Annotated in this window: 13 protein-coding genes and 2 riboswitches; of the genes, 2 read left to right on the forward strand and 11 right to left on the reverse strand. The window is 51.0% G+C overall.

The features are described from left to right. Nucleotides 1-241: 241 nt before the first annotated feature. From thiE to Afil_RS03455, 10 genes are all read right to left on the reverse strand, one after another. The gene (gene thiE, locus Afil_RS03410) at nucleotides 242-898 is read right to left on the reverse strand and encodes a thiamine phosphate synthase (RefSeq protein WP_230267117.1); all 657 of its coding nucleotides are present in this window, start codon (nucleotides 896-898) and stop codon (nucleotides 242-244) included. 150 nt (nucleotides 899-1,048) lie between these two features. Continuing rightward, nucleotides 1,049-1,861, reverse strand: a complete 813-nt coding sequence (thiM, locus tag Afil_RS03415; RefSeq protein WP_230267118.1) for a hydroxyethylthiazole kinase — start codon at nucleotides 1,859-1,861, stop codon at nucleotides 1,049-1,051. A 78-nt stretch (nucleotides 1,862-1,939) separates the two neighbouring features. Continuing rightward, nucleotides 1,940-2,043, reverse strand: a riboswitch (TPP riboswitch). A 106-nt stretch (nucleotides 2,044-2,149) separates the two neighbouring features. Then, nucleotides 2,150-2,665, reverse strand: a complete 516-nt coding sequence (gene thiW, locus Afil_RS03420; protein ID WP_230267119.1) for an energy coupling factor transporter S component ThiW — start codon at nucleotides 2,663-2,665, stop codon at nucleotides 2,150-2,152. Between the two features lie 208 nt (nucleotides 2,666-2,873). Beyond that, a riboswitch (TPP riboswitch) is annotated at nucleotides 2,874-2,975 on the reverse strand. A 193-nt stretch (nucleotides 2,976-3,168) separates the two neighbouring features. Further along, nucleotides 3,169-3,882, reverse strand: coding sequence for a zinc metallopeptidase (locus tag Afil_RS03425; protein ID WP_230267120.1), 714 nt, complete (start codon nucleotides 3,880-3,882; stop codon nucleotides 3,169-3,171). A gap of 196 nt (nucleotides 3,883-4,078) precedes the next feature. Beyond that, nucleotides 4,079-6,103 carry a ferrous iron transport protein B gene (feoB, locus tag Afil_RS03430; RefSeq protein WP_230267121.1) on the reverse strand — a complete coding sequence of 675 codons (2,025 nt, stop codon included), beginning with the start codon at nucleotides 6,101-6,103 and terminating at the stop codon, nucleotides 4,079-4,081. Then, the gene (locus Afil_RS03435; RefSeq protein ID WP_230267122.1) at nucleotides 6,093-6,320 is read right to left on the reverse strand and encodes a FeoA family protein; all 228 of its coding nucleotides are present in this window, start codon (nucleotides 6,318-6,320) and stop codon (nucleotides 6,093-6,095) included. The genes feoB and Afil_RS03435 overlap by 11 nt, the downstream gene beginning before the upstream one ends. Nucleotides 6,321-6,504: 184 nt before the next feature. After that, nucleotides 6,505-7,941 (reverse strand): hypothetical protein, encoded by a 1,437-nt coding sequence (locus Afil_RS03440; RefSeq protein ID WP_230267123.1) that lies wholly within the window; start codon nucleotides 7,939-7,941, stop codon nucleotides 6,505-6,507. Nucleotides 7,942-8,948: 1,007 nt separating this feature from the next. Continuing rightward, nucleotides 8,949-10,730, reverse strand: a complete 1,782-nt coding sequence (gene nrdD / locus Afil_RS03445) for an anaerobic ribonucleoside-triphosphate reductase (RefSeq protein ID WP_230267124.1) — start codon at nucleotides 10,728-10,730, stop codon at nucleotides 8,949-8,951. 891 nt (nucleotides 10,731-11,621) lie between these two features. Next, entirely contained in the window at nucleotides 11,622-11,996 is a 375-nt protein-coding gene (locus Afil_RS03450) for an ATP cone domain-containing protein (RefSeq protein WP_230267125.1), read from the reverse strand. Nucleotides 11,997-12,536: 540 nt separating this feature from the next. After that, complete coding sequence (locus Afil_RS03455) at nucleotides 12,537-13,139, reverse strand: LexA family protein (RefSeq protein WP_230267126.1); 603 nt, start codon at nucleotides 13,137-13,139, stop codon at nucleotides 12,537-12,539. Between the two features lie 132 nt (nucleotides 13,140-13,271). Here Afil_RS03455 and dinB point away from each other — a divergent pair, with 132 nt between their 5' ends. Both dinB and Afil_RS03465 read left to right on the forward strand, forming a co-directional pair. Next, on the forward strand, nucleotides 13,272-14,534 hold the full coding sequence (gene dinB / locus Afil_RS03460) for a DNA polymerase IV (RefSeq protein ID WP_230267127.1): 1,263 nt from the start codon (nucleotides 13,272-13,274) through the stop codon (nucleotides 14,532-14,534). Then, nucleotides 14,531-14,842: a hypothetical protein gene (locus Afil_RS03465; RefSeq protein WP_230267128.1), complete on the forward strand. Its 312-nt coding sequence runs from the start codon at nucleotides 14,531-14,533 to the stop codon at nucleotides 14,840-14,842. Before dinB ends, Afil_RS03465 begins: the two co-directional genes overlap by 4 nt. 248 nt (nucleotides 14,843-15,090) lie before the next feature. On the opposite strand, the gene Afil_RS03470 is transcribed toward Afil_RS03465, so the two are convergent. After that, a complete protein-coding gene (locus tag Afil_RS03470; RefSeq protein WP_230267129.1) occupies nucleotides 15,091-15,954 on the reverse strand; it encodes a hypothetical protein in 864 nt (287 codons plus the stop codon). Nucleotides 15,955-16,268 lie beyond the last annotated feature (314 nt).

Genomic DNA, 16,268 nt, shown 5'->3' on the forward strand with positions numbered 1-16,268 from the left:
CAGGATGATTTTTTCAACAGGTAGAAAATCATCCTTTTCGTCATGCCTGAGACGCAAAATATAAGAAATGACAACGCTCATGAACAGGGTATACGATTTTTATCCCTCCTTAACTTAATGACATTGGCTGCTTCGTACAGCTTTTCCTGCGAATCTTTGTTTTTTACTGTGAATCTTTGTTTTGTCTGGCCGGACTTTGCCTGGCCTTATTTGGCTTTGCTCGCTTTGTTCAGACGCTTGCTTAGGCGTTCACGCAGATCTCCTGGGCTTTCTTTAAAAACGAGGGGACCGATGTGTGATCGTCCAGATGCGCGAAGACGCCAGAAGAAGACGCAAAGCCGGCAATGCCGGTATCCTTCAGGACGTCCACGTTGTTTTTGGCAAGCCCCCCAATGGCTACTGCAGGAATCGAAATGGCTTTGGTAATTTCACGCAGCGCCTGCGGTGTTAAAGGCTTCGTATCCGTTTTGGTCTGGGTCGGATAAATCGCCCCGGCTCCGATGTAATCGGCTCCATCGCGTTCTGCCTGTCGGGCCAGTACAACCGAAGGCGCGGTCACACCGATGATGAAATCCTCTCCAGCAATGGAGCGGGCCGCTTTGCAGGACCCGTCTTTCTGGCCGAGATGCACGCCGTCGGCATGAATTTTTAAAGCCAGCTCCAGATCATCGTTGATGATCAGCGGAATGCCGGATTCCTGGCATACGGCCAGGACCTGACGCGCTTCTTCTTCAAGCGCTGCACCGTTCAGCCGTTTTTCGCGCAGCTGAATCATCGTTGCGCCCTGAGCAATGGCTTCGCGTACGAGATCTGCCATCGTTTTGGACGGATTGTCCTGTACAAAGCGAAGATCGGTCAGGGCATACAGCTTCAGCTGCTTCCATAGGTCTTTTTCCAATACTTTTCCTCTCTTTCTATGTTCTTTTCCGGGAATGTGACTTCCCATCTTTCAGGCAAGTTTCGCAGATTGAGATGGCTTCCAAAGCGAATCCGATGAGCGGATCGGACTTGGATCGGATGGGATGGGGATCGGTCTGCGGTCATCGTTTTACGAGAGACTCATCGCATCCAGAAAACGGATCAGAAAATGCCCGCTGCCTTCCGCAGTCTGCAGGTTTTGTTCGGCAATCTGGGCCCAGGCTTTAAACCAGCCTAAAGCACACGCCGCAGCCTGTTCGGGCTGGTCGGACCATACGCCAAGAGCGGCTGCTAAAAAGGCGGTTAACATGCACCCGGTTCCGGATCGAGCGGCCATCCACGCTGAACCGCCCCGGGCGGCATACATACGGCGATCGGGTGTGAAGAGCCGGTCTTCCTTACCGGTACAGATCAGCAGACACGAATGGGCACTGGCGCAGTCGAGCAGCGCTTCGAGAAAGCGTCTGGAATCCCCGATGGCCTGCACCTCTTTGCTCTGTACATCGATGCTTCCGCTGCCGCCCATATGGCAGAGGCTGGCCAGTTCGGAAAGATTGCCTTTGATCAGCCAGGGATGGATTTCTGTAAGAAGCTCGAGTGCTTTTGCCTGACGGAAGGGCGATACGCCGATGCCGGTCAGATCGAGAACGATTGGAATGTTTGCATCCTTTGCGGCTTTTCCGCTTTTTCGAAGGACGTTCCATTTGTTTTCGGAAGGCATTCCAATCGATAAGGAGAGCGCCTGGCTGCTTCTGGTAATCTCCGCACATTCCTGCAGATCTTCGCTTAAAATCGGCGAAGCGCCGACAGCACTCAGTCCATCGGCTACTTTGGCTGCGCTCACAGCAGGGGTGATGCAGTGAACCCGGGGATGCCGTTTTCGCAAAGCTTCCAGCAGACGGGGATCCGCTGTGCAGAAACGCGTTTCGTTTTGGAAATCCATAAAGTTTTCCCCTTTCTCTCTGCGGCCTTGTACCCGTTCACAAAAAAACAGGAAAATCCAAAGCGGATTTTCCTGCAAAAAGTCGATAGATCAGCTTCCTACGGCGGCATAATCCGCATCAGGTTCCAGGGTCGAAGCCAAACTTCCTCTCAGCTTTTTTCAAAGCTCCCCTGCTGTTTGATGGAACGGGTATTAATTCCTTTCTAAAACCTGTTTTCTAAGCCGTCAAGAAACGGTGACCGGTCGTTTTAATTTCCGTTCGAAAGCACGGAAGTACGCCGATTTTCGTCAGGCGTTTTCCTGCTTCAAAAGGGAAGGCATGACGGTTCTGGACATGGCTTCCAGAACAAACGCGGAAATGAGCGAGCCCGCGACCGTAGAAATGAGGAAGGGAATAATGTAGGCGTAAAAAGCCACTTCCCCGGCGGATACGCCCAGAAAGGCAATAGCCAGCGGATAGGCGCACAGACCGCCCAGAATGCCGGTACCAAAGACTTCCGCCAGAACGGTCAGCCACAGATTATGGCTGTACTTCCAGGCCAGTCCGCAAAACAGAGCGCCGATCATGCTTCCGGGAAACGCCATAATGCTTCCCAGACCGAGCATGTTGCGCAGAAGGCTGGCCACAAACGCGACGCCGGTTCCGTACCACGGTCCAAGAAGAACCGCGCAGATGATGTTGACCATATGCTGGACAGGCGCACAGCGGCTTCCGAAAATCGGGAAGGAAAACAGGCTTCCCACAACCGCAACTGCACATAGGAGCGCCGCAAAAGTAAGTTTTCGAATCGAATTGTTTTTCATTTCAAATCCTCTCTTTCTGAATACAAAACAGACGGTCGGAATCTTCGGATTCCCTCTCAGACCAGAATGATGGCCTCCCTCGCAGCAGTTCATGTCAGGCGCTCCCCTGTCCATGCCGGTTTCCCGGAGCAGATCACAACCTTTCTCATTTCCACCCATTTCAACAAAAAACAGGAAAACCCAGAACGGATTTTCCTGCAAAAAGTCAACGGTCGACTGGTCAGCTTCCTACGGCGGCATAATCCGCATCAGGTTCCAGGGTCGAAGCCGGACTTCCTCTCAGCTCTTTTGAGCTCCCCTGCTGTTTTGTTGAAATGGTACAAGCTTTTTCTAAAACACACAGCCGAGTCTGTCAATTCCTGAGGCAGACCAGAAGGCAATTCCTTCCGGCTTCGTCAGGAAAGCGTACAAAGAAGCCAGAAGAAAAACGATCCCCGAAGGAATCGCGAAAATCGAAATGGAGAACAAGAAATCCATTTCTGAAAGCAGAAACTGGAAAGCAATCAGCGATCGTCTCTGCGTCTGGCCATGCCGATATAGCGCATAACCTGAGCGAGAGAAACGAAAACGCTGGCGACATATGTGCTGGCTGCCGCAACCAGAACTTTTTTGGCTCCCTCATAATCGCTCTTTGTGAAAGCCGGATCGGTCTTGAGCGTGTTCAGCGCTCTCGAACTGGCGTTAAATTCGACCGGCAGGGTGACCAGACCAAAAAGCAGGGAAAGGGAGAACAGGATAATGCCCGCCCACATCAGACCGGTCACATCAAGAAGCAGACCGAGAATGAACAGAGGAATCGCCGCAGAAGAGCCGATGTTGACGATCGGAACGAGTGCGGAACGAATCCGGTTGGGCAGATAATGTCGGGCATCCTGAATGGCGTGTCCCGCTTCATGGCAGGCGACGCCGACCGCTGCAGCCGAATAATTGTCATACGTCGAATCCGAAAGGGAAAGGACTTTGGTGACCGGATTGTAGTTGTCGGTCAGATTGCCCGCAATGCGGACAATGCGGACATTGCTTAAACCGTTATGGTCGAGAACATAACGGGCCGCCTGAGCGCCGGACATGGTGGAGGGAACCCGGGAATATTTTCTGAATGTGGACTGCACCCATAATGAAGCCAGCAGCGCCAGCAGCATGGCGGCCAGAACCCACAGATAGCCCGGATCAATGCCGTACCATCCGCGGTAGCCGTAAGAATAAGGATAGAACATAGATGACTTCCTTTCCGGCTCCGGGCAAAGCCAGAGCCTTTATGACAACTCTACAACATCTAGGAATAAACAAGAACGGACGGACCTGAAAGAATGTCCGCCCGTTTAAGGCATTCAAAAGAAAACGGAAGCAAATGCCGGAAAAGCCAAAACCTCAGAGCCGGCAGAAACGATCTGCCGCTTTCCGCCGTATGGCCTAGTGAATGAACAGAGAGCCGATCTGATAGACCAGTGTGGTAACGACCCAGGCGACCGCGAACTGGAAGCCGGCGCTTTTGAGCATGAAAAGCGTGGACCTGGATTCCTTGCGGATCGTCGAAAGGGCAGCGACGCACGGAATATAGAGCAGGCAGAACAGCATCATGCAATAGGCGTTGAGCGGGCCAAAGCCGATGGAGAGCAGTTCCTGATGAAGCACCTGCATGCCGCCAAAACTGGTGACGTTGGCAATGCCAAACAGAACCGCAATGGAGCTGACGACAACTTCCTTGGCGGAAAGACCGGCGATCAGAGCGACCGCGATCTGCCAGAAGCCAAGGCCGCACGGAATCAGAATCCAGGACAGGCCGTGGCCGAGGATGGCCGCAAAAGAAGTCGCGATGTCATCGGTATAGCCGCTCATGGAGAAATGCATCAGCAGCCACAAAGCGATCGAAGCGATGAAGATCGTCGTGCCGGCTTTCGTCAGGAAGTCTTTGACTTTTTCCCAGACATAAATGAATACTGTATGGAAACTCGGCATTTTATATGCAGGCAGTTCGATCAGCAGCGGATACTCGTTTTGTTCGCCGTCCATCTTGTGAAGAATCCAGGCCAGAAGCAGGGCCATGCCGATGCCGATCAGATACAGCGAGTAGGCCGCCCACATGGCGTGATCCGGAAAGAACATGCCGGAAAACAAAATGTAAATCGGAAGCTTGGCGGAACAGCTCATGAACGGCGTCAGCAGCATGACCCGTTTACGATCCCGTTCACTTTCGAGCGCACGGCTGGCCATGATAGCCGGAACCGTACAGCCAAACCCAAGAACCATCGGGATAAAGGCACGGCCGGAAAGACCGATCTTTTCCATGATCTCGTTCATGACATAGGCGACGCGTGCCATATAGCCGGAGTCTTCCAGAAAGGCCATAGCCAGAAAAAGAATCGTGATATTGGGCAGGAAGGTCAGAATGCCGCCGACACCCGAAATGATGCCGTCGCAGATCAGATTGATAAGCCAGTCGGAGGCGTGAACGCCCGTTAACAGGCTTCCGATCCACTGGGTAAACAAATCAATGCCTTCCTGAAGATAACCGGAAAGATAATCGCCCAGTGTGAAGGTGAGCGCAAAGACAAGGGCCATCATCAGCAGGAACAGGACGACGCCCCAGAATGGACGCGTTACAAAATCGTCCACTTTCGAAGAAAACTGATCCGAGCGATCTTTGCCCAGAAGCACCTCGTTTTTGATTTCCGCGATGCGATCGTATTTTTGATTGACGATCGAATTGGCTTCCTGACCATCCACAATGGAGGAAAGATCCAGCGGATATTCCGCCTTGATCTGCGGATCATCCATCAGCAGGGAAATGGCGGTCCACCGTTTTCTGGGCGTATCTGCGGGAAGCAGGCTTTCGATCCTGGCGATCTTGCTTTCAATGTCATCCGAATAAATCATGACGTGATCCCGCTGGCGTTCGCAGTCGATTTCCAGCGGCATATGGTTTGGCGCATGATTGTCTTCGTTCTGGTGCAGTGCGGCATGCAGCAGCGTCTTTAAGCCGCGCTTTTTTCTGGCGATGACCGGAATCACCGGGATGCCCAACAGCTCCTGCAGGCGGTGCAGGTCCAGATCAATGCCGCGCTTTTCGACAATATCCATCATGTTTAAAGCGAGAACGAGCGGCTTATCCATTTCGAGCAGCTGCAAAGTCAGATACAGGGAACGCTCCAGTGAACTGGCATCCGCTACATCGACTACGACGCTGACTTCATCCGACAGAATGAACTGTCTCGATACCTGTTCTTCCATCGTGAAAGAATTCAGAGAATAGGTTCCGGGCAGATCGACCAGACGGATCTGCTTGCCATGAGATGAAATTGCGCCTTCCATGCGCTCAACCGTAACACCCGGCCAGTTGGCTACTTTCAGATTGGCGCCGGTATAGGCGTTGAACAAAGTCGTTTTTCCACAGTTAGGATTTCCAATGAATCCAATCGTTAAATCGTTATTGATCATAGCTCACCTGAATGTTCTCGGTGATCGTCGGACCCAGTGCAAAGCGGGTACCACGCAGGTCAATGATCATCGTTCCTTTTCCTTTACGCTGTAAAACCGTGATTCGGGTACCTGGAATCATTCCCAGCGCCTGAAGACGCAAAGCGGTTTTGGAGTCGAGATGAAATTCTTCAACGGTAACCGACTGGTCTGCATGAACGGAATTTAAAGTCTTCATAATTCACTTCCTTTTTTGACGTTCTCATTATAGCGTGAAAAAGTAAGTCGGGGATAACTGTGCCCCTTTCCAGAAAAAAGAAATGAATTCAAAGATACGGCAAAAAGAAAGAGAGCGCTTTGAATAAGCGCTCTCTTAGACTCTTTCGTTTAACGAGAAATTTTAAGAATCGAGATATTCAGGACTATTTTTTTTCAGGAGCTGGTGCCTTAGCGTAGATCAGGTCGCCTTCGTTATGTTCCCAGTTCCATCCGTTGTTAGCCAGGAAGTCTTTTTCCTTGTCAGCCAGAGTGTAGTGGTGACGGCCGGCACGTGTTTCGTTCGGGTTGTACAGACGATGGATTACGTGTTCGTTTTCAGCAGCAGTAGCCCACTTTTCGCCTTCGTTCTTCCAACCGCTCTTTTCGAGGAATTCGATTTCTTTCGGGTTCTTAGTGTAGTGGTGTTCGCCGGAGTTCTCGTCGTACATACGTGTCATCTTGGTTGCGCCAGGGAGATCGCCCTTCGGAGCAATCCAGGCTTCGCCTTCAGCGTTCCATCCGTTTGCAGACAGGAAGTCGTATTCTTTCTTGTTGGCTGTGAACAGGTGTTCACCGTTGTTCGGGTTGTAAGCACGGTACATAACCTGATCGAGGTCAGCATAAGCGTCTTTCAGATCCTTAACGGCTTTGTCTACTTCATCCTGAGTAGCGTCTTCTTTGTCGAGGACAGCCTTAGCTGCTTTGTAAGCTTCGGTGAATGCGCCATAAGTTTCAGGGTTCAGCGAATCGTCGCCTTCTGGTGTAGTTTCAGCGAGATCTTTGTTGGCTTTCACTGCGTTTTCAAGTTCAGTCTTATCAACTTCGTCGCCTTCGTCATCTTTAACCAGAGCAGCTTTTGCGTTGTTGATTGCAGCGGTAGCAGCATCAACTTCTGCCTGTGTAGCATCTGCTTTGTCAACAATAGCCTGACCAGCAGTTACTGCATCCGTGTAAGCTTTCCAGCTGTCTGCGGTGTAGTCAGTTGCTTCGCCTTCTGGTTTAGCGGCAATGGCAGCTTTCAGAGCGTCTTTGTTAACGGTAACTGGAGTTTCGTCTTTCTTTTCCAGACCAGCTACTGCAGTTTCGAGAGCTGTTTTAGCTGCATCGATTTCATCCTGCAGAGCATCTTCATCAGCATTTACATCTTCAGCGTTTTTCAGAGCATCAGCGTATGCAGCCCAGCCAGCTTTATAGTCTTCTTCTTTGGTAACTTCGGCTTTTGCATCAGTGATGGCTTTGTCCAGAGCCGTGCGATCACCTACGAAGTCGAGATAATGAACAGCATCAACCAGATCGGACCATGCAGCGTTGATTTCAGTAGTAGTCGCATCAGCTTTACCAGCTACTTCTTCAGCTTTAGCAAGTTTCGTATCAAGGTTGTCTTTTACTGTTTTTACAACATTGGCATAAGAAGCAGCTTCTTTAGCTGCCTTAGCATATTTGATAGCATCATTCAGCAGAGCTTTGGTATCCACTCTTGTTTCGCCGCTTGTCTGAGCACCAGAATCGGTTTCACCAGCTGCAAGAGCAGTGATTGGAGTCATGGCCATAGAAATGGAGGCAGCAACAACAAGGAATTTGCCTAAACTTCTGTGTTTCATTTCTTATTTTCTCCTTTGCATAGTGCAGAACCATCGGGAAGTCAGCCTTTTGGATCCTGCAGAGTTTCGCCGTCTGACTCACGCCAGACAGAGAATTGCGCATACAATTTAACACCACGAGAAAATCATTCCAGATAGTCGGTCTTCCAGACAGAGAGTGATGCATCCAGAAGCGCGGGCAAGCGCCAGAGGAACCTGAAGAACAGAAAGCGGAAGAATGAGTCTGAAGAATTCTTTCGGGCAGAGAAGACATCAGCCAGATCCACGCCAGTCATCGCATCAGGCAGTTCCTGAAATCTGCATTCGGGCAGAACAGATCAGAGGAAGAGAACACCAGTTCCTGAATAAAAGAGAGGACTAAAAAGAATGCGGTGTTGAACCGACGTTAAAACTGTAAATCCTGCAGTTCTTTTTTTCTTTGCATTAAATGAGCGTCATCTTGAAATAACTGGCCTTTGTGGAAAGCGCTTAACCGGCGCCTCAAAATAAAAGGCCATTCGAACGCATCATGAAACCACGATATTCAACATGGCAGCTATGTAAAGAAAGCAGGCATACATCGGAAATGCCTGCTCCCATTCTATACGGGTTTTGAAGCAAGTGAAATACATTCTTAAAAAGAAATGAATGTTTTTGCGGTTTTTTTCTCTTTACAAAGGAGGAAAATGTATGTCTTTACATAATGTTTTCCCTTTAGGGACAGTTCAAGTGTGATTTTTGACTCTCAGGAAAGAATGCGGGAAAAGAAAATGAAAATTTCTTTTTCGAGGAAGCGAAACTTTCGCGTAAAGCGGAAGTCCGAAGTGTCGGCCATCGAAAATCGCGTACTGAAGAAAACGGTAAATTCGAACGAATCTCGCAAGGAAAAACCAAAGAAAAATGCCTGCAGGATACGGCCCTGCAGGCATGAAATTCAGAAGATTTTTAAGGTTTCCCTTCCATCCCGTATCTTTTCAACTGGAGCTGATCTGCTCTGATCGATCGGATTGGGATTTCCGGTATGGCGATTAAAGATGGGTTACGCGTTCCTTGATTTCCTGGGTACGGCCCTGGTTCCAGAACTGGGTGCCGATGTATCCGCAGGTACGACGGGCAACGTTCATCTTGGACTGATCGGTATTGCCGCAGTTCGGGCACTTCCAGATCAGCTTGTGGCTTTCGTCCTCAACGATTTCGATTTCGCCGGAATAGCCGCATTCCTGGCAGTAGTCGGATTTGGTGTTGAGCTCGGCATACATGATGTTGTCATAAATATGCTGGATGAGCGCCATAACCGCCTGCAGGTTGTTCTGCATGTTCGGTACTTCGACGTAGGAGATGGCTCCGCCTGGAGACAGTTTCTGGAACTGCGCCTCGAAGGTCAGCTTGTCGAAGGCATCGATCGGTTCGGTAACGTGAACGTGATAGGAGTTGGTGATGTAGCTCTTGTCGGTTACGTGCGGGATGATGCCGAAACGGTCCTGCAGCTTCTTGGCGAAGCGGTAGGTCGTCGATTCCATCGGGGTGCCGTACAGAGAGAAGTCGATGTTGGTTTCAGCTCTCCATTTCGCGCAGGCAGCATTGAGGTATTCCATGATGCGCTTGCCGAATTTTGTGCCGACTGGATCGGTGTGGGAAACGCCGGTCATGTACCATACGGCTTCGGAAAGTCCGGCATAGCCAAGGGAGATCGTGGAGTAGCCGCCGAAGAGCAGCTTATTGATGGTCTCGCCTTTTTTCAGACGGGCCAGCGCGCCGTTCTGCCAGAGGATCGGAGCCACGTCGCTTGGCGTATCGAGCAGACGGTTGTGACGGATCATCAGGGCGCGGAAGCAGAGATCGAGACGTTCGTCAAAGATGCGCCAGAATTCTTCGTAGTCGCCTTTGGAAGAGCAGGCAACGTCAACGAGGTTGATGGTGACAACGCCCTGGTTGAAACGGCCGTAGTACTGCGGTTTGCCTTCTTCGTTTACATACGGTGTAAGGAAGGAACGGCATCCCATAGCCGGGTAGCAGTGGCCTTCGCCGTTTACGTCGATTTTGAGCTTGAGCATCATCTTTTCGGAGATGTAGTCCGGTACCATGCGTTTCGCGGTGCATTTAGCGGCGAGCTGCGTCAGGTAGTAGTACTTGCTGTCCGGATGGATGTTGTCTTCTTCGAGAACGTAGATCAGTTTCGGGAAAGCCGGAGTGATGTAGTGGCCGGTTTCGTTTTTAACACCGAGAATTCTCTGCTTGAGAACCGCTTCGATGATGGAAGCCAGGTCCGCTTTGGTCTGCGGATCTTCCACTTCATTGAGGTACATGAAGACGGTGATGAACGGAGCCTGACCATTTGTAGTCATCAGGGTGATGACCTGATACTGGATGGTCTGTACGCCCTTTTCGATTTCCTTCTGGACGCGCATTTCTGCGATTTCGTTTACGGTTTCGTCATCCGAAGGCAGGTTCATGGCGTTCAGTTCGTCGCGTACTTCCGCACGGGCTTTCGCACGGGAAACGGCTACGAACGGAGCCAGGTGAGAGAGGGTGATCGACTGACCGCCGTACTGGGAGCTGGCCACCTGCGCGATGATCTGTGTTGCAATGTTGCACGCGGTGGAGAAGCTGTGCGGTTTTTCGATCATGGTTTCGGAAATAACGGTTCCGTTCTGAAGCATGTCCTCCAGGTTGACCAGGCAGCAGTTGTGCATGTGCTGGGCAAAGTAGTCGGAATCATGGAAATGAATCAGTCCATTGTCGTGGGCTTCCATGATGTCGTGGGGGAGCAGGAAGCGGCGAGTGATATCCTTGGATACTTCACCGGCCATATAGTCACGCTGAACAGAGTTTACTAATGGGTTTTATAGCGATAGGTAAGGCTTTGATGCGATCTCTGCCTTTTCCCCCGCTTCACACCGTGCATGCGGCTTTCACCGCACACGGCGCTCCATCGATGCGTTCCGTTTTCCTTCGGTTTCGGCTTTTCTCTCTGGAAAAACCGCCGCCCGGAAAGCGAGTCTGAATAAAATGTTTTGAAATCCGGCTTGAAAAGTCGGAAGAAGGTGCATCGACTTGAGGTCATCGCTCGCTCTTCCATTACAGAAGAGGTCATCGCTGCGGCCTCGGCTTTTGGGCAGCAGTTTGGCGGCTTATTGTTCTTCGCCCGCCTCCCGGAGGCTGCTGCTTTTCTGTGTTCCCCGTTTTCTATCCGTGCATACAGACTTAGGTTTTTGCTATGGACCTGCCGGCTCGATCAGACCCGCCGCCTCCATTGAGGCTTCGTCTGATACGGACGTTCATACAAACAATTCTTACTTGTCCGCACCGGCGCGCGTATCGCGCCTGCGCATTTCTGCGCCGGAAAACTGTAGATCCGTACATTCGCAAATTCGTCAGCACCGTCTGGTGCATTCTGACCATATCTGTTTTATGGACTTCCGGCCTATGGGCTGCGCTCCGCGAGGCGGAGGTTTCGCTCTGCAAAAAGCAGGCTGCGGCAGCTGTCGGCCGACTTTACCGGGCTTCATACCCCGGATTTCAAACCTGGCGGCGCAGGATCTGTTCACTTCCTGGCCTTTTGAAATCCGGCGCATGCCGGAGACTTAAAGAGAATTTCTGCGGGCTGTTGGGGCCGGCAGAAATTCTTCAAAAACGGAGTTCATCACAATGTTCGAAATGTATCTGTTCGAACGTCTTTTTGTGATGTCTGATCTTTTCAATCAGAAACGCATCGCACTGTTTGAATTTTCCTGTTTTACTTCTTCGTTATTTCTCTCCAGCAGAGACATGATCTGCTGGTCGGTCGAGTTGGTTTTGCGTACGAGAGCACGCTCGTAGCGGTAAGTGATGTAGTTCTTGGCAACGGCGTAGAAACCATGGCTCATCAGAGCGGCTTCAACCATGTCCTGGATTTCCTCCACGCCGGCAGCGCGGTGGAGATTCTCACACTTTTCAGCAACCAGAGCGCTGACCTCAAGAATTTCTTCTTCGGTCATCTGTCCGTGAGTCGTTGCTTTGTTGGCTTTGCGGATGGCGTTTTCGATTTTCGAAACGTTGAAGATGACTTCTTCGCCGCTTCTCTTAATTACTTTCATTGGCTGTGTTTTCTCCTTTCTGAAAATTTGAAATAAATTCAATGAACGCTTCCTCTGGGGAAGACGTTTTATACAACTGGTGTTTCTAAAAAAGTTCAAAAGCCTCACGATTCGGCCGGAGTGCCGATCTCGCGGGGTTCACGGACAAGTATAAGCACGAAAAATCGCAAGAGAAAGCGGCAAGTCTTCATTTTCTTAAAAAGATAAACGATCCCACAATTTGGAATGACACGCCAAAATTGCCTTAAAATTCACAAAAATGGCGTTCTGCTGGCGCAAAACGCCGGCTTTTTGCCGTTTTCGGGCTTCGCTATACCTTTGGTGAATAAGCGAAAGATAAAGGGGCAAAAGCAGTAATGCGGCAAGCTTAATGGCATATTAAAAATATAGCTAAATCAAGCCCCTATAATATATGGTAAAAAGCCAGCGAAATATGGGAAAAAAGAACGGCTGAGCGCAGGGCTTCCGAAAACGGAAACCATCGCTCAGCCGTGTCTGTCTAAGAATTGAATAACCTGAAATTTACCCGATTTGACGCCTCTAAAGCTCAGTTCTGGAGTAAAGAGCCTGTCCGACAATTCGAACGGGAATATCCATGACTTCCTGCATGGAATAGACACGGGGTTCAACTTCGTCGTTGGCGGGCTGGAGAATCCAGTAGTTGTTTTTCTTGATCAGCTTCTTAACCGTTACTTCCTCCTCTCCGATCAGAAAAACGCCGATTGCCCCCGACGGAAGGTCAACGCATTTGCGGATGTAAAGAAGGTCGCCCTCATGAATGTGAGCGCCTTTCATGGAATCGCCGCGAACCCGCAGAAAATAGTCGCCGCGATTGTAATCCTCTTCTGAAACTTTGACGTAATCGACAATATTTTCATCGGCCAGAAGCCCGTAGCCGGCTTTGACCTCGCCAAGAATCGGGCGCGTATACGCATAGCGGGCTACGCTTGTCATCTCGTCAAAATCAATGTGAAGCATCTCGCTCAGCTTCTCGAGCGCTTCGGGCGTAATTTTCCGGATCTTTCCGCTGCACCAGCGGGAAACGGTGGAGCGGGTTACGCCGCAGTAGTCGGCAATATAGTCATTTGTTACATTGTTCTGGTTTTTAAATTCAGTAAGGATCTGTGGAATATTCGGTTTCATGTCTATAGTATAGCATTGTTCGCGCAAGATAGGCGCAAAGGTGAAATATATTTCTAAGTTTCATGGTGCGTAAAAGCGCAAAAAGTGCGTAAGCAAGTTGAAAAGATGCCTGTTTATTTCTATACTGAGCCTATGAAACGAGTCATTGTTCACAGCGATATAAATCACTGCTATGCCCAGATTGAAGAAATGCTTCGCCCTCAACTGCGCAACGTACCGATGGCTGTGGGAGGCAGCGAGGAAAAACGAAACGGGATCATCCTGGCCAAAAACGATCTGGCCAAGGCCAAAGGCATCAGGACGGGGGAATCTCTGCGGGAAGCCAGACGGAAGTGTCCGGATCTGCTGATTATTCATCCAGACTATGACGCATATATTTACTATACGGAGAAGATTAAAGATATTTACCGTAGATATACGGACCGGGTGGAGTCCTTCGGTCTGGACGAGGCCTGGATCGATCTGACGCATTCGCAGCGTCTTTTTGGAGACGGCATCGATCTGGCACGACGGATTCAGGATGAGGTCTTTGAGACGTACGGCATTACCGTCAGCATGGGCGTTTCCTTCAACAAGATTTTCGCCAAACTGGCCAGCGACCTGCTCAAGCACAAGGGGTTTGTGGTCGTTACGGAAGACGATTTTAAGGAATTCATATGGCCGCTTCCGGCGGAAGATCTGCTCATGGTCGGATCGCGCACACGCAAAAAGCTGAACGAGATGCGCATCTTTACCATCGGCGATCTGGCCAAGGCGTCTCCCGAGCGGCTCACTCGCCGATTTGGCGTAATGGGCGGTCTGCTCTGGAACTATGCCAACGGGTTCGATCAGAGCGAAGTGCATCTGAACGGCTACAAGCGGCCGGTCAAGTCGGTCGGCAATTCCAAGACGGTGGTTCATGACATTACATCCATAGCGCAGCTGCAGGAAGTGTTCCGGGTTCTGAGCGAATCCATCGCGGCCAGACTGCGCAACGATCACATGAAATGCAATCGCATCAGCATTTCTCTTCGTTCCACGGAACTGAAAACGAAAGGCTGTCAGAAAAAGCTCGTACGCCTGACGGATCTGGCCAGCGACATTCTCGAGGCGGCCATGCAGCTGACGGCGTCTTTGAAACTGGAAGAAATCTGTCTGCGGTCGGTCGGCATTTCGGTAAGCGGTCTGTGTCAGGATGCCGGGTTTGATCAGGGCGACCTGTTCATGGATCTGGAACAGATCGACCGTCAGCGCAAAATGGAACAGGTTCTTTACGACATTCGGGTTCGCTACGGCTACGATGCCTGCCGCATGGCTTCGAGTCAGGTCGATGCGAAGCTGACGGACTTTGATCCGCTCGGTCTCCTTCATAATGTGCATCCCATTGCCCCGCTGGACGGGCCGATTGAAGTATGAAGTACTACAAATACTACGTCGATGTGGTGACGCTGATTCTTCAGGACGGCGCATTGCGGCCGCTGTTTGTCTGCTGGGACGGTCATCGCTATAAAGTCGACAAAGTGCTGTCGGTCAGGGAAATGTATTCCAAAGCCGGCGGATGCGGCATCTGCTATCTCTGCAAAATGCAGGGACAGATGCGCAAGCTGTACTGGGAAAGAAACCGATGGTTTCTCGAATCGGAAATTTTTGTGCCGGGCCATCAGGAGGCGCCGCTCACGGCAGACAAAGCGTCCGGTTCCGGTCGTACCGGTTCCGGCCGATAGCGATGCAGCCCGACGGCATAGCGCGCTGGGATCGATCTGGAAAGACTTTCGAAGAGCGAAAGAAGAACCAGAACGCTTTCGAAGAGAAGACTGGAAAGAACAAAGAACGAAAAAACGAGAATTTCGGAAAAGAACGGCGACAACGAGACGAGATGGAAAAAGACGGCAGACCGCCTGGATCACCTGGATCAGGCAAGAACTGCCGTCTTTTTGCATTTTTCTTGGGGGATGGATTTCGGACTGCGGGATCAGTCTGGACTGTCTTTTCCATCGCTGTCTGCTTCGGGGTGGACAGAAGGGGAAACCAGAATTTCGCGCGAAGCCGAAGGCGTGAGCTCTTCGGAAAGAATAAACGTTCTTGATGGATCGATTACCGGTTCGAGTTCGTCGAACGGCGCTTCTTCTGGAACGGCGATATCCTGCGGTTCCGTTTCAAAGCCGGACGGTCGCAGAAACGCGGCCATTTCCTGTTCGTCCCAGGTGCGGGCGGCGCGAAAGACATCGCGCACGATCTGCATTCTGGGCGAAGGGACGCCTTCTTCATAAATTAAAAGTGCGTCCGCAAGCAGGTGACTGTTGAGAAGAACGTGAAAAACAAACGGATCCTGCGTGGGCTGCAGTTTTCCTCTGGCGCCCAGAACGATCGGGCGCTCAATCATGGAAAGGGAGGGAGCCAGTCCATCTGGGTCGTTCAGGAGTTTTTCCAGCCGGTCGATCCAGACGGCTTTCAGACAGTTTTCGCCTTTGAGAATGCTCAGCGCGTGAAAGGCCATCTGATACTGACGGATGAGAAGCGCTTTGCACTGTCGGGGGCTCAGTCCCCGGCTTCGAAAATCCGAAGCGTGCCGGCGTGCGAACGATTCGGTTAACGGATGCGCCGCCAGCCGTGCGGCCTGACGGACGCTTTTCGCACTCCAGCGGGCGTCGCTGGCTTCGAGCTTTTTCATGAACGCGGCTTCGGAAAGCGCGCAGCGCCGGCAGATCGTTTCACGCAGCGTGTCGAGTTCCTTCTGATCCAGATGGGAGGAGGCCGCAAAGCGATAGAAGCGTGCGGGATGGCGAAGCGGACCTTCGGTGCTGGAAAGCCGCCTTGCGATGTCTTCTTTGCGCATGAGTCCTCCTTTCCATGAATCGTCTGACGCAGACTATCGATATTTGAATGGAATCGTATGCGGGCAGATCTCTGAAAAAACTATAATCGACAGGCAAAGTTCTGCTCCATATTTTTGCCGCAAATTTCCGGAGAAAACCGAAAGCAGCTCGCGCTTTCCGGAAAGCCGTCTGGCCGGTTCGAACGGGGCGGCCCGGGAAAAATAAATCGATTTCGAGGTTAAGCGCTTGCCCGATTCGGATACAAAAAAGGGACGATAATTATTGCTTTGAAAAGCGATAATATTTTTGGATTACCGGCCAAAATGGTATAAAG

This window comes from Allobaculum fili (assembly GCF_020969955.1).
GTDB classification, from domain to species: Bacteria; Bacillota_I; Bacilli_A; order Erysipelotrichales; family Erysipelotrichaceae; genus Allobaculum; species Allobaculum fili.